Here is a 19,100-nt window from a genome sequence, read left to right on the forward strand (position 1 = left end):
ACTCAAGTCACACCTGCCTGCGCACGGCCCACACCGAGCCCAGCACGAACAGCACCGCGAGTCCCGCGAAGATCGACCCCTCCAGCAGGTGCAGCGTCGTCGCCTGGTCGGTGGGGATGACGTCCGCGTACCGCTGCGCGAGCCCGTTCTCCCGGTAGCAGGCCGCCGTGTCGACGGCGCCCTGCGCGTCGGCCTTGGAGCCGCAGTTCATCATCGGCGTGGGATCGGCGATCACGTTCCCCCTCGCGTCGAGGAATCCGGACTCCACCACCAGGGGCCCGCGACCGGCCAGCGCGGGTCCGTCCAGGTCGCCGGAGAGCAACCGGGTCGGCGTGATCAGGGACTCCCGCACGCCGGAGAGCACGACCCGCACGGCGACGAACAGGCCGAGCGTCAGCGTCATCGCCACGAGCGTGCGCTTGAACAGCGCACCGGTGAACATGCCGAGCGTGTAAGCGAAAAGCGTGTACGCGGCCGGCGACACGCTGTGCGAGTCGAAGGTCGTGAAGTAGAACTCCCCCGTCGCCAGCGGCCCGAGCTTGCCGGCCACGTCCAGCCAGCTGTGCACGACGAGCTGGTAGATGATCACCACGACGAGCGCGGGCAGTGCCGCGACGAGGAACTTGGTGGCCATCCAGCGCGTCCTGCTGACCGACTGCGTGAACGCCAGCGCGTGGGTGCCCTGCTCGAACTCCCGCGCGAACAACGGCGCGCCGACGAAGACACCGATCAGCACGGGCGCCACGAGCACCGTGGCCTGCGCGATGTGCATCTTGTCGAACCAGGCGGTCTGGAACTCGGTGGCCGCCGGGCCCATGCACGCCTCCAGGCCCTTCGCCGCGCAGTCCACGAGGTTGCGCGCGGCGAGGTCCGCCGCCATCCCCGCCCGCAACAACAGGATGGCCGTCACCGCCACGACCAGCCCGGCGACGAGCGTGATGAACACGGGCCGCTGCTGACGCCACACGATCCACGTCATGCCGCGACCTCCATCCGCATGTGGGCGAGCGCGAGCTGACTGAGCGTTCGGTGCTGCGAGTGCGTCCGCAGCAAAGCGCTGACGTCACCCGCCAGCCGCACCCGGCCGTCGGCGAGCAGCACGAGGTGGTCGCACAGGTCCTCCAGCTCCGCCAGCACGTGCGACGACAGCAGCACCGTGATGCCCTGCGTCCGGCACTCCTGCACGAGCGTCTGCAACACGCTCTCACGTGCCAGCGGGTCGAGGTCGGCGAGCGGCTCGTCCAGCATCAGCAGCCGCGGCCGCTTGCCCAGCGCCAGCGCGAGCGCGACCCGCGTCCGCTGGCCGCCCGAGAGGGTCCCGACCTTGGCCGCGAACGGCACCTGCGCCTTCTCGACCAGTTCCTCGGCGTACGCCTGGTCCCACCCCGGATTGGAGTTGCGGCCGTACTTGAGCGTCTCGGTGACCGTGAACTGCGGGTACAGCGGCTTGGCCTGCGTCAGGAACGCCACCGACCGGTGCATCCCCCGCCCGTTCGGCACGTCGCCGAACACCGAGATCCGGCCCGTCGTCGGGCGCAGCAAACCGGTGATCATGCCCATCAGCGTGCTCTTGCCGGCCCCGTTCGGCCCGACGAGCGCGACGATCCGGCCCGCCGGGATCTCCAGCGAGCAGTCGCGCAACGCCCAGCCCCGCGAGTACTTCTTCCCCAGGCTCTCCGCCAGGACAGGCGGATGCTCCCTCTGACTCATGGGAGCGACCATATCACCCTTTCACTAGTTACCTAGTGAAAGGGTGATGAATCAGGCTCGTCCCCTGGCCAGATCGCCGAGGCGGTGCAGCGTCTCCTTGTTGCGGGGCGTCAGCAGCAGGTCCTGCACGACGTTCGGCAGGAGCGTCGACGGCCCGCGCACGGCTCTCTCGGTCATGCGCACCTCCGTCGACGACTCGGACAGCGCCCGCAGGGCGAAGGTGATCCGCGCCGCGCCCGCGGGCCAGAGCCGGGCGTCCAGCTCCAGCAGCGCAGGGGCCTCACACCGGACCACCTCGGTCACGTCCTGGATGACCAGCGGCCACGGGCCCACGCTGTGATGGATGCGCGTGCCGGGCTTGGGCCAGCCGGTGTCGACGTCGCGGATGTGCGACGCCCCCACCACCCAGCCTCCGTACGACCAGCCGTCGGCGAGCACGTCCCACACGTGCGCGACGGGTGCCTCGATGTTCAGCGCGACCTCAGCCATGCCGGGGAATACCCCCGTGGGTCAGGAAGCAATCCGCCGGGTGCGGCGGGTCTCGGCCCTGCGCTGCAGGTGGTCGGCGGTCAGTTCGAGCTCGTACGCGCGCAGGGCCTGGTAACGCGGCGAGATGCGGAGCGCGAACGTCCCGCTGAGGCGTTCGATCGCCGACGCCGAGCGGTCGAGCCGCCTCCTCGCCGCGTCCAGGCCACCGGCTCGCAGCATGCGCAGGCAGTTCTCGGCCTCGCAGTTGTACGAGCGGAGCATCAGCGCCGACCAGTCCTCGACGAGCCTGCGCCCGGTCGCGTCCGATCCGTTGCAGGTGACCTGCCCGCCACCCTCGATCGCCGCGCCGGTCTTGATCAGGGTCTTCATCTCGTCGTGGATGAGGTCCAGCTGCGCCTGGTGGTCCGCGGTGGCGTCGGTGCGGAACACGCCTGCCCGTTGCAGGGTCAGTTCTTCCTTCAACGGCTGCAGTTCGGCGCGTGCGTTGTTGATCCGGTGCCGCAGCGCTACGAGTTCGGCACCGGCTCTGTCGACCTCTTCCAGCGCGTCGGTCTGCGCCGATCGGGCGTCACCGATTCGGGCGAGGAGTTCTTGCAGGCCCTCCACGGCCCGCTCCAGCTCAGCGATCCGGCGGTCTTTGCGCCCGAGCATGCTTACCTCCCCGATCGGCGACAAAAGGCCCATGACCGTTCCATCGCAAGGAGGAATCCGCCGTTATCTACGACGCTATGCGCTCACTCCATCGAGTGATCCCACGAAACGGACGAACCCTTCCGGGTCCTCGCTCGTGGCGGACTGTTGCAGGATCACGCTGGTAGCGCCCGCGGCGGCCACCGAGCTGACGAGATCCGTGACGAACGCGCGGTCCCGCGAGTCCGTCTCCACGTAGACGATGACGGGGTGCTCGCGGGTGGCGCTGACGGCCCGGACGCGGTCGAGGTCGGCCGACGCGTCGAGGATGGTGCCGTCGCCGGCCTCGCCGGCCAGGTCCAGGGTCTTGGCGCCCAGTCCGCCCACGTAGACCGGCATCGGCGCGGACGGCGGCCAGTCCAGCGCGACGCCGGTCAGCTTCACGTACCGGCCTTCGACCGTGACGCGCTCACCGGCCAGCAGCGCCTTCAGCGCGCCGGTGTACTCGCGCAGCAACGTCAGCGGCGACGCCACCCGCGCGCCGACCTGGCCCATCCAGTCCTGCACGCCGTGCCCGACTCCGATCAGGACGCGGCCGGGGAACAACCGGTCGAGCGTCGCCGCCTCCATCGCCGTCAGGGCGACGTTGCGCAACGGCACCGGCAGCAGGCCGACACCGACCTTCAGCCGCGAGGTCCAGGCCAGGGCCGCCGAAGCGCAGGCGATACCACTTTCCAGGAAGCAGTCCTCCCACAGCCACAACGAGTCCACACCGGACTCCTCGGCCGCGAGGACGACGGAACGCAGGTTCTCGGGAGGGAGCTGGGGCCGGTAGACGGCGCCGAGTGTGATCACCCGACAACTACTACCGGCCTCACCTCAGATCAGCAACAACCTCAGCAACCGCAGTTGTGGTACGTGACGTCCCAGTGGTTCGACTCGAGGTAGTAGATGTTGCCCGCGTTCGACTTCCACTTGTTGCCGCCGATGGACGAGAAGCTGCCCTTGATGTAGTTGGTGACGCAGCTGGACAGCCGGTAGTCCACCTTGTAGCCGTTCCAGTGCGAGTACGTGCCCGACGCGTGGCCGGTCTCCGTGCCGCCGGTGATGGTCAGCGCACAGCCCGACGCGCTCTTGAACGTCTTGGCACCCGCGATGGTCGTCTGGTTGATCTGCTCGAAGGACGTGCAGTTCGGGCGGTTGCGGTCACTGCAGCCGCCGCTCGACGTCCAGGTGATGCCGGCCGCGCGCAACTGCGCGGTCGCCTGCGTGTGGGTGTACTTCGCCGGGGCCGCCGACGCGACGGACGCGCCCATGATCAGAGCGGCGAACATCGCGACCACGGCTGCGATCGTGCGAACGAACATGTGCTCTCTCTCCTTATGCCCAAGGTGCGGCGAAACCTAGGAAGGAGCGGTAAAGGAAGGCCTAAATCAGCCTTAGGCCGATCTTTGGCACCACCGTGGACAGTTCCGGTCATCACCGACAGCAAGTCGATCGGAGCTACACCATGCGCATTCGCCACGCAGTCGCGGCGACCGCGATCTCGCTGGGTCTGCTGGGTGGCCTGAGTGGCATCGCCCAGGCCGCACCGGAAGGTCCTGCCGAGCAGGAGACCGCCATCTCGCAGGTCGAGGCGGCGGCCGGGTACGGCGGTGCGATCAGCCGCACCGAGGTCATCAAGCGCGCCAAGGACTGGTGGGACCGCAAGGTTCCGTACAGCCAGTCCGCCTACGCCTGGGACATCAACAAGGGCAAGAAGTACCGCACGGACTGCTCCGGCTTCGTGTCCATGACGTGGAAGCTCACGACGAGCCGCAACACGTCCACTTTGGACGAGGTCGCCACGAAGATCTCCTGGGCGAACCTCAAGCCGGGCGACATGATCCTGCGCAACGGTCACGTGAAGCTGTTCGAGAAGTGGGCCAACTCGGCGAAGACGTCGGCGTGGATCTACGAAGAGGGCAGCACCGCGACGGACATGGACCACGAGACCGTCACCATCTCTTCGCTGAAGAGCGGTGGCTACGCCCCGTGGAAGTACAAGAAGATCACCGGCTGAGTGCGGGCGGGGCCCATTGAGCCGGCCACTGGTGCACCTCTCCCCTCTCCCTGGTGCCCAGTCGGGTGAACACGCCGGCGGCCTCGCGCCAGGAGCGGTCCGCGCCTTCGACGTCCCCCAGACGGGCGTGGACCGCTCCCAGGTCCCGCAGCGTCCTGGCCCGCCACAGCGGCAGGCTCAGGTCGTTCCACACCGGCAGCAGGTCGGTCAGCACCACCCGCGCACCGGCGTGGTCACCCGCCGCGAGCCGCCACTCCCCCAGCGTGCGGCGCACGAGGGCCTCGCCGAACCGGTCACCGACGTCGCGGCAGCCGTCCAGCGCCTGCTGGATCAGTTCCGCGGCCGGGTCGAGAAAGCCTTTGCGCAGCAACACCTTCGCCCACGCCTGCGCCGTGTAGCAGCCGAGCAGTTCGTCACCGGTGCCCGCGACCATCTCGTGGGCGCGCCGGATGTGGTCCTCGGCGAGGTCGAGTTCGCCTCGGGCGCGGTGGACGAGCCCGATCCCGCGGGCGGCCAGCGCCTCACCTCGCCGGCTGCGCGCCCGGCGGTAGACGGTCTCGGCGAGCCGCAGCGTGCCGAACGCGCCCTCGTCGTCGCCGAGTTCCCGTTTGATGGAGCCGATTCCGTACAGCGCGTGCGCTTCGCCTTCGAGGTCTTGTGACTCCAGCAGTTCACGGGCCCGGTCGAGAGCCTCCAGCGCGCACGGGTACAGGCCCAGATCACGGCAGACCATGCCGATGCCGTTCATCGCGACGGCCTCGCCGCGCTTGTCGCCCAGGTCCACGAACAACGTCTGCGCGGTCTCGAACCACGACCGCGCCTGCGCCAGGTTGTCGCGCTTGTAGTGCATCTGACCGAGGCTGCACCGCAGCACCGCCTCCAGCCGCACGTCCCCGGTCTTCCACACGGCCTCCAGCGCCGCTGTGTGTGTTCGTTCCCAGGCCTCATAACGGTTCCTGAGCCCGAACCACGCGAACACCAGCACCTCGGCCAGCTGTGACGCGATCTCCGCGAGCCCCAGCTCGGCGGCCCGTTCCACGAGCCTGGTCAGCAACGGCTCCTCGCGCGCGAACCAGGCGTCCTTGTCGGTCGGGCGCGCCGCGGACGTGACGACACCCAGCGAGTCCTGCATGCGCGGCACGGCCAGGAAGAGCTGCTCGGTCAGCCCGTCCACAGTGGACAGAGCGGCGATCACCGCCCGCCTGACCAGGTCCTCGCGTTCCTGCTGCGGGTCTTCCGCCTCGGCGAGCTCACGGGCGTGCAGCCGCACCAGTTCGTGCATCCGGTACCGCGCGCTGCCGATGACGTCGAGCAGCCGCGCGTCGACGAGCTGGTCGAGCACGTCCTCGTCCAGCAGGTGCATCCACAGGAAGCTCGGCACCTCCGGCAGCCCGAGGAACCCGAAGGTCCGGTACGCGCGGCGGACGTTCTCGTCGAGAGCCCGGTAGGTCAGCTCCAGCCCGGCCCGCACGGCGAGGTCGTCCGCGACGAGCTCGTCGAGCCGGGACCGTTCGTCGGACAGCCTCCTGACCAGCTTCGACACCGGCCAGTGCGCACGTCCGGCCAGCTTCGCGCCGGTGATCCGCACCGCGAGCGGCAGGTATCCGCACAGCCGCGCGACCTCCTGCGCCTGGTCGGGCTCCGCGGACACCCGGTCGTCGCCGAGGATGCGCTGGAGCAGCGTGACGGCCTCGTCGCCGCTCAGCACGTCCAGCGGGACGCGGCGCACGCCTTCGAGCCCGCACAGCCTGCTGCGGCTGGTGATCAGCGTCAGGCAGCCGGGACTGCCCGGCAGCAGCGGCCGGACCTGCGAGACGCTCGTGACGCCGTCCAGCACGATCACCACCCGCCGCCCGCTGACCCTCGCGCGCCACAGCGCCGCCCGTTCCTCGGCGGACTCCGGGATCCGTTCGCTGGGCACGTCCATCGCGCGCAGCAACGCGTCCAGCGCCCCGGACGGCGAGTGCAGGTCCACGAACAGCTGCCCGTCGGGATACCGGTCGGCCAGCCGGTGCGCCGCGTGGACCGCGAGCGCCGACTTGCCGACGCCCGCCGGCCCCTCGATCCACCACACGCCGCCGTCGCTGTCGAGCAGCCTGCCGAGTTCGCGGTCGCGCCCGGTGAAGTCGCCCGCGTCGCGCGGCAGGTAGTTGCGGCGGCTGTCCCGCGAGCCCTCCAGGACGTCGCGGTAGAGCTGTTGCAGCTGCTCGCCGGGCTCGACCCCGAGCTCGTCGACGAGCACCTTGCGCGTCTCGCGGAACACCCGCATGGCGTCCGCCCGGCGCCCGGCGCGGGCGAGCGCGGTCATGAGCTGCCCGCGCAGCCGTTCGGCGAGCGGGTACTCGGCGACGAACGCCCCGAGCCGGTCGATGAGCCCGGCGTGCCGGCCGAGCGCCAGTTCGGCGTCGACCCACGCCTCGGCGGCCGCGAGCCGTTGCACGTCCAGCATCTGCGCGAACACGACCGGCGTGCCGCGCCACAGCTGCAGGGCCTGGCCGAGGAGGTCCGCCTTCACCTTGAGATCGGCCTGGTCGCCCGCTCTGCCGACGAGCTTGCGAAACGCGTGCAGGTCGACGCTCTCGGGCTCGGCGCTGAGCACGTACCCGGCCGCGCGGTGCTCGACCGGCAGCCCTGCCCGGCGCAGGCTGGAGATGTGCACCTGCAGCGACTTGCGCGCCTGCGGCGGCGGCTCCTCACCCCAGATGAGGTCGATGAGCCGTTCGACGGGCACGATCTTCCCGCACTCGACGGCCAAGACAGCTAGGATCTGCGCGGGCTTCGGCGGCACCGACGGCTCCACCGGCCCGAGAATCCTGACCTCCACTGTGCCCCCACCAGTGTTGAAGATTCACCGAGTTCTGCACGGCATTGCCAAATTTTGACGCAGCCTGGCTTTCCGGGGTTCCACTTCTGGGTGAATGCACTCGAACGGACGCAGATCTGGATGCAACCAGACCAGAGCCCACTCCGTCCAGCCCACTTTCAGTGGGCATGAATGTGAACTTATGTTCTGTTTCTACAGGCTGGCTTTGAGTCGCCCGAACTCCTCGGCCAACGCCGGTAACTGCCAGTGCGCGTTCAGCCCGCTCGGATTGGGCAGGACCCACACCCGCACACCGCCCACGGTGTCCTGCTGCGGCCCCACCTGCGCCTTCTTGCGGTTGAAGGCCGCCCGGTACACCGTCACACCGAGTACCGCGAGAACCTTCGGTGAATACCGCTCGACTTTTTCCGAGAGCTCGATCGCACCTTGCCGCGTTTCGTCAATTGTCAACTCGTCGGCTCTGGCACTGGGCCGCGCGACGACGTTCGTGATCCCGAGCCCCAGTTCGAGCAGCTTCTCCTGCTCGGCGGGCGCGAACTGGGACGAAGTGAAACCGGACAAATGAAGTGCGGGCCAGAACCGGTTTCCCGGCCGCGCGAAGTGGTGCCCGGTCGCCTCCGACACGAGGCCGGGGTTGATGCCGCAGAAGAGCACTTCGAGGCCGGGCTTGATCACGTCGGCAATCACGTGGCAAGCCTACGAGGTGCGCCGTAGCGTGCCCGCCATGGCCGACCTGTCGATGACCTGGACCGTCGCCACCTGGCCGGACGACCCGGACACCGAGAACGCCGACGCGCGGCAGGGCCTGCACTGGAAGACCCGCGGCCTGGTGGCGCTGGCGGGCACCAGGCCGTTCGCCTGGGTGGACGACGAGATCAGCGAGCGGGACCGCGCCCGGGTCACCGAGCACCACGGCAAATCCCTGCTGTTCAAGGTGAACCCGCGCCACGGCCTGACGGACGCCGGCTACCTCGAACTCGACGCGTGGCTGCGCGCGAACTAGACGCCCGGACCAAGTCGCGAACTAACACGAACCAGGCCGCGAACTAGGCGCTGGCGGGCACGCGCGGGCGCGGCGTCCACATCGTGTAGCCGGCCCGGCGGGCGTCCTCCGGCGAGTGGAAGAACGCGTCGCCCTTCATGCGCTTGTAGTAAGGGGATTCAGGGGTGTGGAACATCATCGTGCGCGAGTTCGCCTTGATCGCGGGCGCGGAGGCGGCGGGTTCCTCCATGATCGACAACGGCTGGACCTCGGCGGCCGCGGACTCGCGCGAGCGCATGGTCAGCCAGGTCAGCAGGACGCCGGCGAGGAACGCTCCCGCGCACAACAGGAACATCTGGAGAAAGAACCCGAACACCGAACAGCTCCTAGCCCGTAGTCGTGAAGTCCTCGTCGACGCGCAGTCCGGGGGCGGCCGAGCGCAGGGCGTCGCTCAGAGCGCCCGCGCGTTCCGGGTCCGCGACGCGGGCCGACGCGGTCAGGTGTTTCCCGCGCACGACGCCGGTGAAGTCGGTGACGTCGTGGTCGAGCACCGCCGCGAGCAGCGACACGGCCACGGCCGGGGAGACGGGCACGTGTTCGCCCGCGTCAGGGGTGATCACGTCGGTGATCCGGTGGGCGGCGGTCAGTGCGCGCACCGCGTCGACCACCTCCTGCCGTTCCCCGGCGGAGGCGGCGGTGCCCGCCAGCACGATCTCCGACGCGCGCACCGCGAACACCAGCTGACCGGGCGGCACGGCGGGGGTGGGACGCGCCGCGAGACCCACCGAGGCGAGCACGGCCGGCACGACCAATGCACCGACTACAACGCGTTGCGGCAACTGCACGCGCTTGGACTATCCCATCCGGCCGACCGGGTGCCACCGCCTCGGGCGGAACGCCCAGGACAACACGGCCTAATTCACTCGTTCGTGGACACCACGACGGGCTCGCCGCCCGCCACCAGCCGCCAGTCCGCGCCGGCGAACGAGGCGGGGTCCAGCACGCCCGCGGCCTTGACCCAGTCGATCAGCAGCTGCCGGACCTCCTGCTGCTGGTTGTGCAGCACGGGCGCAGAGGCGATGTGCGGGAAGTCGCCGCCGCCCGCCTGCCGGTAGTTGTTCACGGCCACCGCGAACTCGAACGAGTCCGCGACCGGCTCCCCGCCGTACGACAGTCCCAGGATCCGCGACCCGGCCGGCCGCGAGATGTCGATGTCGTAGGTCAGCGGCGCGGTCAGCCCGTAGGCGATGTCGAAGTTGTAGTCGGGCACGTCGTCCGAGATCTCGGCGGCGGAGAACGGTCCCGGCGAGGACACCTGCCGGAAGTACCGCGCCGACTCCTCCAGCAGGTCGCGCACCTGGCCGCCGGTCATCCGCACGCCCACCAGCGTGTTGTCGAAGATGTAGAGCCCGGCGACGTCCCGGATGGACACCTCTCCCGCCGGGATCGCCGCCGCCCGGTTGTAGGGCGCGCACAGCGACAGCACGGGCAGCGAGGTGGACTTCGCGACCTCCAGCGCCTGCACGTGGTTGATGAACCGCAGCGCGGGCGTGTCCTCGAACCGCGACCGCGCGGCCGACATCGCCGAGGCGCAGGTCCCGACCCGCGCGTTGACGTACGACACGACCCGTTCGTGGTCGTGCCGCAGCAGCCGCACGATCCGCGGGTCCTCCTCCACCGAGGCCGACGACAGCACGGACGACCGCGACGTCACCAGTTCCCAGTGCTCCTCGTGGCGCAGGTCGAACTCCATCACCGACAGCCGCTTGCCCGAGAACAGCGGCTCGGTGAGCAGCACGGGCCGCCCGGTCACCTTGTTCGTCACGAACCGCGAGGGGATCTCCACGTGCGCGTGCCCGACGAGGATCGCGTCGATGCCCGGCACGGTCTCGGCCAGCAGTTCGGAGCAGTTCTCCGGGAACGGCACCTGGTCGCCCAGCGACGACGACAGGTCGGCCCCGGAGTGCGCCACCACGATCACCAGGTCGGACTTGCGCCGGAGCTCCGGCACCCAGTGCAGCGCCTGCTCGACCAGCCCAGGGAACGTCAGCACCCCGTCGACGTGGGCGCGGTCCCACACGGCGATGCCGGGGTTCGTCAGCCCGAGGATGCCGACCCGCAACGGCGGACCGCCCGTGCGCCACAGCGTCTTCACCACGTACGGCTGGAACGCGGGCAGGCCGGTCGCCACGTCCAGCGCGTTGGCCGCCAGCAGCGGGAACTCCAGCTGACGCTCGAAGGTCCGCAGGACGGACAGCCCGTAGTTGAACTCGTGGTTGCCCAGCGCGGCGGCGGTGTAGCCGATGGCGTTCATAGCGGCGGCCATCGGGTGCGTGTGCGCGCCGCGTGTGATCGGCTCGACCTTCGCGTAGTAGTACGCGAGCGGCGTGCCCTGGATGGTGTCACCGGCGTCGAGCAGCAACGTGCGATGCCGCCCCACGGTCGCACGCACGTCGTTCACCAGGGTCGAGATCTTCGCGAGCCCGACGTCGTTGTGCGCGAAGTCGTCGTACTCGCGGTTGAGGTAGTAGTCCCAGTTGAACAGGTTGCCGTGCAGGTCGGTCGACCCCATCACAGTCAGTGTGAACGTGCGCACGCCGCTCACCTCCGGTTGTGGTCGGGCTGATCACCCGACCATAACCGCTCACACTTGACCCCAAATCACCTCGTGGGAGGGGCCTGTCCGTTCCGCTGGCCGCGCTGACCAGGCTCGACGACGCTGGCGGCGACGGACCTGCCGTCCGCTGTGGTCGCGATCACCGTGACGGTGTCCCCCTTCTCGACACCTTCGGCCACGGTGTCCGCGTCGATCACGTACGTCTTCGTGTACCCGTCGGTGGACTTCACCTCGACGGAGGAGTCGCTGATCGCGGTGACCTCACCGGTCTGGAACTCGCCGTGCGTCGTGGTGCCGGTCCCGAGGCTGAAGCCGCCGCGCATGCCGTCCGGCGGTGCGCCGGCCATGCCCCCGGCGCCGGTCTGCTGGTTCGTGCCGCTGGCGGCGTAGATCGCGACGCCACCGGCACCGGCGATCGCGACGGCGATGGCCACGGCCGCCACCGTCTTCTTCGCGGTCCACGCCGGGCGCCCGGCGGGTTCGGCGGGCTGGGGTGCGCCCCACTCCGGGGACTGTTGTTCCGTCATGGGAGCCACGGTGTCGGTGCCGGCTGTGCCGAACCTGTGAGCGCAGTAGGCCTGAGCTGTGCACATCGCTCACAGCTGGTACACAGGGTCGGCGTTCACGATGGGAGCCATGCGCGCCGTGAAGACCGAACTCCGCAGGCCGGACGGGCAGCCCGTCCGGGTGCTCGTCGTCGACGACGAGTCCACTCTGGCCGAGCTGATGTCGATGGCGCTGCGCATGGAGAAGTGGGACGTGCGCACGGCGCTCGACGGCACGACGGCGGTGCGGACCGCACGCGACTTCCGCCCGGACGTGGTGGTGCTCGACGTGATGCTGCCCGACTTCGACGGCTTCGAGGTGCTGCGGCGGATGCGCGCGGAGGCGCCGATCCTGCCGGTGCTGTTCCTGACGGCGAAGGACGCGGTGGAGGACCGCATCGCCGGGCTCACCGCGGGCGGCGACGACTACGTCACCAAACCGTTCTCGCTGGAGGAGGTCGTGCTGCGACTGCGCGCACTCCTGCGGCGCACCGGTGTCACCGACGCGGACGCGGGCACCCGGCTGGTCGTCGGCGACCTGTCGCTGAACGAGGAGACCCGCGAGGTCGAACGCGGCGGCACCTCGATCGACCTGACCGCGACGGAGTTCGAGCTGCTGCGCTACCTGATGCGCAACCCGAAACGCGTGCTGAGCAAGGCCCAGATCCTGGACCGCGTGTGGAGCTACGACTTCGGCGGCCAGGCCAACATCGTCGAGCTCTACATCTCGTACCTGCGCAAGAAGATCGACGCCGGGCGCACCCCGATGATCCACACGATGCGAGGCGCCGGTTATGTCCTCAAGCCCGCGTCCTAGGACGCTGCGTCCTAAAACCCTGCGGGCGAAGCTCGTCTCGGGCCAGATCGTCCTGCTCACCGCGCTGTGCCTGGTGATCGGCGGGATCTCGGTGCTCGCGCTGCACTCGTTCCTGATGAGCAACCTCGACCGCGAGGTCACGACGCTGCGGCCGGCACCGCCCGGTTCGCCGTACGGTCCCCCCGGCATCAACGCGAGGATCTTCCCCGACGGCAGCATCAGCGGCACGGTCGAACTGCCCGGCTGGCAGGCGCCGCGCCGGCTCACCGACGACGAGATCGCGGTGCTGGCGGCCGCGCCGTCGGCCCTGCACACCGTCGACCTCGGGGAGGCAGGGGAGTTCCGCGTGGTCACCGACCGGATGGGCATCAAGGGCCTGCCGCTGTCGAACGTCACGGACATCGTGTGGCAGATGGTCTGGATCCTCGCCGGTCTCATCCTCGCGGGCGCGGCGGTGGTCGCGCTGGCGGGCAGGGTGATCGTGCGGCGCGCGCTGGTGCCGCTGGACCGGGTCGCCGAGACCGCCACGCGCGTCTCGGAGCTCCCGCTGCACGAGGGCGAGGTCGCGCTCGCCGAACGCGTGCCGGAGGAGGACACCGATCCGGCCACCGAGGTCGGCAAGGTCGGTCTCGCGCTGAACACGATGCTCGGTCACGTCGACCAGGCCCTGAAAGCCCGGCACGACAGCGAGACCAGGGTCCGGCAGTTCGTCGCCGACGCCTCCCACGAGCTGCGCACACCGCTGGCCGCGATCAGGGGCTACGCCGAGCTGACCCGCAGGACCGGCGCGGACCTGCCGCCCGAGGTCACGCACGCGATGAGCCGGGTCGAGTCCGAGGCGGTGCGGATGACGTCGCTGGTCGAGGACCTGCTGCTGCTCGCCAGACTCGACGCGGGCCGCCCGTTGGAGAGCAAGGACGTCGACCTGTCGCGGCTGGTGCTGGACGTGGTCGGCGACGCCCGGATCGCGGGCCCGGACCACAACTGGAAGCTGGCGCTGCCGGAGCGGCCCGTCACGGTTCCCGGTGACGTGCAACGGCTGCACCAGGTGCTCGGCAACCTGCTGTCCAACGCCCGCGCGCACACCCCGCCGGGCACCACCGTCACGACCGGGCTGTCCGTCCACAACGGACGCGTCGACCTCAGCGTCACCGACGACGGTCCGGGCGTCCCCGAGGGCCTGGAGGTCTTCGAACGGTTCGCGCGCGGCGACTCCTCGCGTTCGCGGGCGGCGGGCAGCACCGGCCTGGGGCTGTCGATCGTGGCCGCGGTGGTCGGCGCGCACGACGGCGAGGTGTCGGTCGCGAGCAAGCCGGGCCACACGACGTTCACGGTCTCCCTGAAAACATCTCCGGACACAGCTCGTTCACAGCGGGAGCACACGACCGACCCAGGCTAGGCCGCGACTCTCGTCCCCATGAGACGAGAACGCCTGGCGCTGGCGGTCCTGCTGATCGCGACCGGCGCGCTGTACCTGTGGCGGCTGGGGGACTCGGGCTGGGCCAACGCCTACTACTCCGCCGCCGCACAGGCCGGTGCGACGAGCTGGAAGGCGTGGTTCTTCGGCTCGTCGGACGCCTCGAACGCGATCACCGTCGACAAGACGCCCGCCTCGCTGTGGGTGATGGGCCTGTCCGCGCGGTTGTTCGGCGTCCACGCGTGGAGCATCCTGGTACCGCAGGCGCTGATGGGCGTGGGCAGCGTCTGGCTGCTGCACGCGACCGTGCGCCGCTGGTTCTCCCCCGCGGCCGCGCTGATCTCCGGTGCCGTGCTCGCGCTGACCCCGGTCGCGGTGCTGATGTTCCGCTTCAACAATCCGGACGCGCTGCTGGTGCTGCTGCTCATCGGGGGCGCCTACTGCGTGACCCGCGCCGTGGAGAACGCCAGTCCGTTCTGGCTCGCGCTCGCCGGTGTGGCGATCGGGTTCGGCTTCCTCACCAAGATGATGCAGGCGTTCCTGGTGCTGCCCGCGTTCGCGCTGGTGTACCTGGTCGCCGCACCGGCATCGGCGGGCAGGAAGGTCCTGCACCTCTTCGGCGCGCTGGGCGCGATGATCGTCGCGGGCGGTTGGTGGATCGCCGCCGTCGAACTCACCCCGGACCGGCCCTACATCGGCGGCTCGCAGAACAACAGCGTCCTCGAACTGATGTTGGGCTACAACGGTTTCGGCCGCCTCACCGGTGACGAGGTCGGCAGTGTCGGCGGCGGGCGCGGCTGGGGGTCAGCCGGGTGGAGCCGCCTGCTGGGCGCGGAGATGGGCAGTCAGATCGCCTGGTTGCTGCCGGCCGCCGTGGTGCTGCTGGTCGCCGGGCTGTGGCTGACGAAGGGCCGCGCCCGCACGGCTCTCGCGCTGTGGGGTGGCTGGCTCGCCGTCACCGCCGGGGTGTTCAGCTTCATGAACGGGATCATCCACTCCTACTACACCGTGGCGCTGGCACCCGCGATCGCCGCCGTCGTCGGCATCGCGGCCACCGAGCTGTGGGACCGGCGCGGTGAACCCGTTGCGGCAGCGGTGCTCTCGGGCTCCGTCGCGCTGAGCGCGCTGCAGTGCCACGCGCTGATCAACGAGTTTCTCCACACCCGTCGCGGTGCTGGTGCTGATGACGGGGCTGATCGCGGCGGTGGGGCTGGTGCTGTCGATGCGCTGGGCGATTCCGGTCGCGCTCATCGCCGCGCTGCTCGGCCCCACCACGTACTCCTTCGCCACCGTCACCACCCCGCACACCGGCGCGCTGCCCGTCGCAGGCCCGTCCGACGGCCGGATGGGCGGCATGGGCGGACTGCTCGACGCCACGACGCCGGACGCCGAGGTCGTGACACTCCTGCGGGACGACGCGGGCACCTACCGGTGGGCCGCCGCGACCATCGGCTCCAACAACGCGGCCGGGCTCCAGCTCGCGAGCGGGCAGCCGGTCATGGCGCTCGGCGGCTTCAACGGCACCGATCCCGCGCCGACCCTGGCGGAGTTCCAGGAGATGGTCCGAAGTGGACAGATCCACTACTACGTCGCCGCCGGCCGGATGATGCGGGGCGAGACCGGCAGCGACGCCGCCCACGACATCGCCGCGTGGGTCGCCGAGAACTACACCGCGACGACCGTCGCCGGTGCCACCCTCTACGAACTGGACGCGTCTTGACCTCTCTCCCAGCAGAAGCGGGAAGATTCGCCCCTCACGAGTTGAGTTTTCTGCTTCACCGCCCGTTGCCGACCCGCTTTCACGGCGAGGGTCGGAGTACCGACCATCGGTCCTACACAAGCTCCACAGACTTCACGTCCCGCCAGCCCGGCGGTAGGCCGGTTCGCAGCTTGGTTTTCGCCACGAACCGGCTCCGCGAGCGTACACGATGGACTGTCGTCCTCTGGGCGGCCCCTCGCTTCCGGCCTTGCTCGGCGCCGGACGCGGAAGTGCTGGCGCACATGCACTCGGACCTCGCCATCGGCAGCAGGCTCGCGCACGGCGCCCGCGTCGTGCGCGGCGTCAAGCGGGAGGTGATCTCCCGCTGCTACAACGTGTTGCTGCGCGCCAGCCTCGGCACGCACGTCACCGACGCGCAGTGCGGGTTCAAGGCGATCCACTCCCGCGCCGCGCACCGGCTGCTCCCCCACGTCGAGGACACCGGCTGGTTCTTCGACACCGAACTGCTCGTGCTCGCCGAACGCGCGGGCCTGCGCGTCCACGAGGTTCCCGTGGACTGGGTCGACGACCCGCACTCCAGCGTCGACGTCCTCGCCACCGCCCTGGCCGACCTGCGCGGCATCGCGCGGTTGCGCCGTTCATCGCCGGCCCTGCCGGTCACCGCACCGGAAAGGGTCACGGCATGACCACCACTCTCGCCCCCACGCCCGTCGCGCCCCCGCAGCCGCGGGAGCGCCGGGACACGAAGGTGTTGCACCGCATCGCCTTCCTCGGACTGCTCGCGGCGACCGCCGTGCTGTACCTGTGGAACCTCACGGCGTCCGGCTACGGCAACGAGTTCTACGCGGCGGCGACGCAGGCGGCGTCGCAGAGCTGGAAGGCGCTGCTGTTCGGTTCGCTCGATCCGGGCAACACGATCACGGTCGACAAGCCGCCCGCGTTCCTGTGGGTGAGCGGCCTGTTCGCGAAGGTGTTCGGCTTCTCCAGCTGGACCGTGCTCGCCCCGCAGGCGCTCGAAGGCGTCGCGGCGGCCGGACTGCTGTACGCGACGGTGAAGCGCACGTCCGGCCCGGCGGCGGCGCTGTTCGCCGGGACGGCCTTCGCCCTCACGCCGGTCGCCACGCTGATGTTCCGGTTCAACCTGCCGGACGCGCTGCTGGTGCTGCTGATGGTCGCGGCCGCGTACTGCACGGTGCGGGCGCTGGAGAAGGCGAGCCCGCTGTGGCTGGCGCTCGCGGGCTCGGCGATCGGGTTCGCGTTCCTCACCAAGATGCTGCAGGCGTTCCTGGTGCTGCCCGCGCTCGCGCTGGCCTACCTGATCGCGGCACCGGCGTCACCGCTCAAGAGGCTGCTGCACCTGCTGGGCGCGGGTGTCGCGGTCGTCGTGTCGGCCGGGTGGTTCATCGCTCTGGTCGAGCTGTGGCCCGCGGACAGCCGCCCGTACATCGGCGGCTCCACCAACGACTCGCTGTGGGAACTCGCCATCGGCTACAACGGTCTCGGCCGCATCTTCGGCAATTCGGGCGGCGGTCCCGGCGGCGGCGGAATGGGCGGCAGCGGGAACATCGGCTTCGGCGGTGAAACGGGCATCGGCCGGTTGTTCGGCGCCAGCATGGGCCCGGAGATCTCGTGGCTGCTGCCCGCCGCGCTGATCGGGCTCGGCGCCGGACTGTGGTTCCTGCGCCGCGCGCCCCGCACCGACCGCACCCGTGCGGCGCTGGTGCTCTGGGGTGGCTGGGTGCTCGTGAGCGGCGCGGTGTTCAGCTTCATGAGCGGCATCACGCACCCGTACTACACGGTGGCGCTCGCCCCCGCGATCGCGGCGGTCGCCGGCATCGCGGGAAGCGAGCTGTGGCGCGGCCGCGGGCACTTCCCGGCGCGGATGGCGCTGACGGTCATGGTCGCGGCGACCGGTGTGTGGGGCTTCATCCTGCTCGACCGCACACCGGACTGGACGCCGTGGCTGCGCTGGGTCCTGCTGGCCGTCACCGCGATCGCCGTGCTGGCACTGGTGTTCGGCCTGCACGGGCGCCGGCTGGCGGGTGTGCTGGTCGTGGCGGCGCTGCTGGGCACCTCCGGTTATGCCGTGGCGACCGCGTCGGTCACGCACAGCGGCTCGATCCCGTTGTCGGGCCCGCGTTCCCAGCAGGGCGGTGGCATGCGGGAGGGCACGTCGTCCACGGAGGTCGTGCAGCTGCTCAAGGCCACCGGCACCGAGTGGGCGGCCGCGACGACCGGCGCCCAGAGCGCGGCGTCGCTCCAGCTGGCGTCCGGCCGGCCGGTGATCGCGATCGGCGGCTGGAACGGCGGCGATCCCGCGCCCACGCTCGACGAGTTCAAGGCGCTCGTCGCGGCCGGAAAGGTGCGCTACTACGTCGAGGGCGGCCGGGGCGGTGGCCCCGGCGGTGGCGGCAGCGACATCGGCGAGTGGGTCGCGGCGAACTTCGAGGCCACCACGGCCGGCGGCCAGACGCTCTACGACCTGGGCTGATCGTCAGAGGCGGCCGGTGTCGGCGGGGAACACCTCGCCCGGCACCGGCCACGCCTCGACCGGCGTCTCGTCGTTCCACAGCAACGGAACCAGGTCGGCGCCCCGCCGGAACAGCCACGGGATCCCCTTGAGCGCCAGCCACGCCACGTGGTGCCACACCGTCAGCTCGCGCCCGCCGGAGCACTCCAGGCTGACCTCGCCGAACTGGTGCCCCAGCGCGCGCAGCTCGCCCGCGAACGCCCGCGCCAGCATCCGGTGCCCCAGTTCGGACGGGTGCAGCCGGTCGACCGCCCACGTCGCCAGCTCGTAGGCGCCGGGCATCGTGTGCAGGTCGACGCACCGCACGCCGTGCCGTGCCACCACCACGTCGACCACGCGGTTGTACTCGTCGATGCGGTCCTTCAGGACCCGCCGCAGCCTGCCGGGCAGCTTGAACACGCGGCCCTGGTCGTGGAACCGCACGGTGACGACGGAGACCCCGGCCGCGGTCAGCTCGCGGCAGATGTGGTCGAGGTCCTCGTGCATCCGCCGCACGGAGAAGTCCGACCTCAGCGTGTCGTTGACACCGGCGATGACCACCGCGGCACTGGGCCTGTCCCGCAACGCCTGCGGCAGCTGGCTGCGTCTGACGTCCGCCAGCCGCGCGCCGGAGACGGCGTAGTTGCGGTAGCCGTTGTCCGAGTAGGCGGCGGAGAGCATCGGGCCGAAGCCTCGCCAGCCGCCGGGCACGAGGTCGCCGATCCCGACCGCTGTCGAGTCACCGAGTAACACCAGCACGCGAAACAGCATCAGGTGG

The 19,100-nt window shown here is 70.3% G+C and carries 19 protein-coding genes and 1 pseudogene; 7 read left to right on the forward strand and 13 right to left on the reverse strand.

Annotated elements, in window-relative coordinates; translation table 11 throughout:
* Positions 1 to 7 precede the first annotated feature (7 nt).
* The 6 genes from AB0M48_RS06470 to AB0M48_RS06495 all read right to left on the reverse strand — a co-directional run bounded on the left by AB0M48_RS06470 (position 8) and on the right by AB0M48_RS06495 (position 4,196).
* Positions 8 to 979 (reverse strand): ABC transporter permease, encoded by a 972-nt coding sequence (locus AB0M48_RS06470; protein WP_363836336.1) that lies wholly within the window; start codon positions 977 to 979, stop codon positions 8 to 10.
* Positions 976 to 1,710: an ABC transporter ATP-binding protein gene (locus AB0M48_RS06475; RefSeq protein WP_363836337.1), complete on the reverse strand. Its 735-nt coding sequence runs from the start codon at positions 1,708 to 1,710 to the stop codon at positions 976 to 978. Before AB0M48_RS06475 ends, AB0M48_RS06470 begins: the two co-directional genes overlap by 4 nt.
* Positions 1,711 to 1,761: 51 nt before the next feature.
* Positions 1,762 to 2,199 carry an SRPBCC family protein gene (locus tag AB0M48_RS06480; RefSeq protein WP_363836338.1) on the reverse strand — a complete coding sequence of 146 codons (438 nt, stop codon included), beginning with the start codon at positions 2,197 to 2,199 and terminating at the stop codon, positions 1,762 to 1,764.
* A 21-nt stretch (positions 2,200 to 2,220) separates the two neighbouring features.
* Positions 2,221 to 2,850, reverse strand: a complete 630-nt coding sequence (locus AB0M48_RS06485) for a DUF4041 domain-containing protein (protein ID WP_363836339.1) — start codon at positions 2,848 to 2,850, stop codon at positions 2,221 to 2,223.
* 75 nt (positions 2,851 to 2,925) lie between these two features.
* Positions 2,926 to 3,684, reverse strand: coding sequence for an LLM class flavin-dependent oxidoreductase (locus tag AB0M48_RS06490; protein WP_363836340.1), 759 nt, complete (start codon positions 3,682 to 3,684; stop codon positions 2,926 to 2,928).
* 41 nt (positions 3,685 to 3,725) lie between these two features.
* Positions 3,726 to 4,196 (reverse strand): hypothetical protein, encoded by a 471-nt coding sequence (locus tag AB0M48_RS06495; RefSeq protein WP_266040609.1) that lies wholly within the window; start codon positions 4,194 to 4,196, stop codon positions 3,726 to 3,728.
* 143 nt (positions 4,197 to 4,339) lie between these two features.
* Between AB0M48_RS06495 and AB0M48_RS06500 the strand changes: the two genes are divergently transcribed.
* Positions 4,340 to 4,891, forward strand: coding sequence for a hypothetical protein (locus tag AB0M48_RS06500; protein ID WP_363836341.1), 552 nt, complete (start codon positions 4,340 to 4,342; stop codon positions 4,889 to 4,891).
* Here the strand turns inward: AB0M48_RS06500 and AB0M48_RS06505 are convergent.
* Entirely contained in the window at positions 4,881 to 7,715 is a 2,835-nt protein-coding gene (locus AB0M48_RS06505; protein WP_363836342.1) for a BTAD domain-containing putative transcriptional regulator, read from the reverse strand. The genes AB0M48_RS06500 and AB0M48_RS06505 overlap by 11 nt on opposite strands.
* A 192-nt stretch (positions 7,716 to 7,907) precedes the next feature.
* Positions 7,908 to 8,402 carry a G/U mismatch-specific DNA glycosylase gene (gene mug / locus AB0M48_RS06510; RefSeq protein WP_363836343.1) on the reverse strand — a complete coding sequence of 165 codons (495 nt, stop codon included), beginning with the start codon at positions 8,400 to 8,402 and terminating at the stop codon, positions 7,908 to 7,910.
* A 37-nt stretch (positions 8,403 to 8,439) separates the two neighbouring features.
* Here mug and AB0M48_RS06515 point away from each other — a divergent pair, with 37 nt between their 5' ends.
* The gene (locus AB0M48_RS06515; RefSeq protein WP_363836344.1) at positions 8,440 to 8,718 is read left to right on the forward strand and encodes a hypothetical protein; all 279 of its coding nucleotides are present in this window, start codon (positions 8,440 to 8,442) and stop codon (positions 8,716 to 8,718) included.
* A 43-nt stretch (positions 8,719 to 8,761) separates the two neighbouring features.
* Here AB0M48_RS06515 and AB0M48_RS06520 read toward each other — a convergent pair whose 3' ends face one another.
* The 4 genes from AB0M48_RS06520 to AB0M48_RS06535 form a co-directional block, all read right to left on the reverse strand.
* On the reverse strand, positions 8,762 to 9,073 hold the full coding sequence (locus AB0M48_RS06520) for a hypothetical protein (protein WP_363836345.1): 312 nt from the start codon (positions 9,071 to 9,073) through the stop codon (positions 8,762 to 8,764).
* A 10-nt stretch (positions 9,074 to 9,083) separates the two neighbouring features.
* On the reverse strand, positions 9,084 to 9,542 hold the full coding sequence (locus tag AB0M48_RS06525; protein ID WP_363836346.1) for a hypothetical protein: 459 nt from the start codon (positions 9,540 to 9,542) through the stop codon (positions 9,084 to 9,086).
* A 74-nt stretch (positions 9,543 to 9,616) separates the two neighbouring features.
* Positions 9,617 to 11,293, reverse strand: a complete 1,677-nt coding sequence (locus AB0M48_RS06530) for a 5'-nucleotidase C-terminal domain-containing protein (protein WP_363836347.1) — start codon at positions 11,291 to 11,293, stop codon at positions 9,617 to 9,619.
* Positions 11,294 to 11,358: 65 nt separating this feature from the next.
* Positions 11,359 to 11,841 carry a hypothetical protein gene (locus AB0M48_RS06535; RefSeq protein ID WP_363836348.1) on the reverse strand — a complete coding sequence of 161 codons (483 nt, stop codon included), beginning with the start codon at positions 11,839 to 11,841 and terminating at the stop codon, positions 11,359 to 11,361.
* A gap of 109 nt (positions 11,842 to 11,950) precedes the next feature.
* Between AB0M48_RS06535 and AB0M48_RS06540 the strand changes: the two genes are divergently transcribed.
* The 5 genes and pseudogenes from AB0M48_RS06540 (at position 11,951) to AB0M48_RS06560 (ending at position 18,304) form a co-directional block, all read left to right on the forward strand.
* Positions 11,951 to 12,676 (forward strand): response regulator transcription factor, encoded by a 726-nt coding sequence (locus tag AB0M48_RS06540; RefSeq protein ID WP_363836349.1) that lies wholly within the window; start codon positions 11,951 to 11,953, stop codon positions 12,674 to 12,676.
* A complete protein-coding gene (locus tag AB0M48_RS06545; protein ID WP_363836350.1) occupies positions 12,654 to 14,075 on the forward strand; it encodes a HAMP domain-containing sensor histidine kinase in 1,422 nt (473 codons plus the stop codon). Before AB0M48_RS06540 ends, AB0M48_RS06545 begins: the two co-directional genes overlap by 23 nt.
* 18 nt (positions 14,076 to 14,093) lie before the next feature.
* Positions 14,094 to 15,813: pseudogene (locus tag AB0M48_RS06550) on the forward strand (glycosyltransferase family 39 protein).
* Positions 15,814 to 16,094: 281 nt separating this feature from the next.
* The gene (locus tag AB0M48_RS06555) at positions 16,095 to 16,499 is read left to right on the forward strand and encodes a hypothetical protein (RefSeq protein ID WP_363836351.1); all 405 of its coding nucleotides are present in this window, start codon (positions 16,095 to 16,097) and stop codon (positions 16,497 to 16,499) included.
* A complete protein-coding gene (locus AB0M48_RS06560; RefSeq protein WP_363836353.1) occupies positions 16,496 to 18,304 on the forward strand; it encodes a glycosyltransferase family 39 protein in 1,809 nt (602 codons plus the stop codon). The genes AB0M48_RS06555 and AB0M48_RS06560 overlap by 4 nt, the downstream gene beginning before the upstream one ends.
* Positions 18,305 to 18,307: 3 nt before the next feature.
* Here the strand turns inward: AB0M48_RS06560 and AB0M48_RS06565 are convergent, their stop codons facing one another.
* Complete coding sequence (locus tag AB0M48_RS06565) at positions 18,308 to 19,081, reverse strand: SGNH/GDSL hydrolase family protein (RefSeq protein ID WP_363836356.1); 774 nt, start codon at positions 19,079 to 19,081, stop codon at positions 18,308 to 18,310.
* Between the last annotated feature and the right edge of the window lie 19 nt (positions 19,082 to 19,100).

The sequence above is a fragment of the Lentzea sp. NPDC051208 genome, assembly GCF_040682435.1.
Lineage (GTDB): Bacteria > Actinomycetota > Actinomycetes > Mycobacteriales > Pseudonocardiaceae > Lentzea > Lentzea kristufekii.

Bases quoted from the DNA above. Each gene is read 5' to 3' on its own strand.
- AB0M48_RS06470 (WP_363836336.1), bottom strand. From the start codon at position 979: ATGACGTGGATCGTGTGGCGTCAGCAGCGGCCCGTGTTCATCACGCTC.
- AB0M48_RS06475 (WP_363836337.1), bottom strand. From the start codon at position 1,710: ATGAGTCAGAGGGAGCATCCGCCTGTCCTGGCGGAGAGCCTGGGGAAG.
- AB0M48_RS06480 (WP_363836338.1), bottom strand. From the start codon at position 2,199: ATGGCTGAGGTCGCGCTGAACATCGAGGCACCCGTCGCGCACGTGTGG.
- AB0M48_RS06485 (WP_363836339.1), bottom strand. From the start codon at position 2,850: ATGCTCGGGCGCAAAGACCGCCGGATCGCTGAGCTGGAGCGGGCCGTG.
- AB0M48_RS06495 (WP_266040609.1), bottom strand. From the start codon at position 4,196: ATGTTCGTTCGCACGATCGCAGCCGTGGTCGCGATGTTCGCCGCTCTG.
- AB0M48_RS06500 (WP_363836341.1), top strand. From the start codon at position 4,340: ATGCGCATTCGCCACGCAGTCGCGGCGACCGCGATCTCGCTGGGTCTG.
- AB0M48_RS06515 (WP_363836344.1), top strand. From the start codon at position 8,440: ATGGCCGACCTGTCGATGACCTGGACCGTCGCCACCTGGCCGGACGAC.
- AB0M48_RS06535 (WP_363836348.1), bottom strand. From the start codon at position 11,841: ATGACGGAACAACAGTCCCCGGAGTGGGGCGCACCCCAGCCCGCCGAA.
- AB0M48_RS06540 (WP_363836349.1), top strand. From the start codon at position 11,951: ATGCGCGCCGTGAAGACCGAACTCCGCAGGCCGGACGGGCAGCCCGTC.
- AB0M48_RS06545 (WP_363836350.1), top strand. From the start codon at position 12,654: ATGTCCTCAAGCCCGCGTCCTAGGACGCTGCGTCCTAAAACCCTGCGG.
- AB0M48_RS06555 (WP_363836351.1), top strand. From the start codon at position 16,095: ATGCACTCGGACCTCGCCATCGGCAGCAGGCTCGCGCACGGCGCCCGC.
- AB0M48_RS06560 (WP_363836353.1), top strand. From the start codon at position 16,496: ATGACCACCACTCTCGCCCCCACGCCCGTCGCGCCCCCGCAGCCGCGG.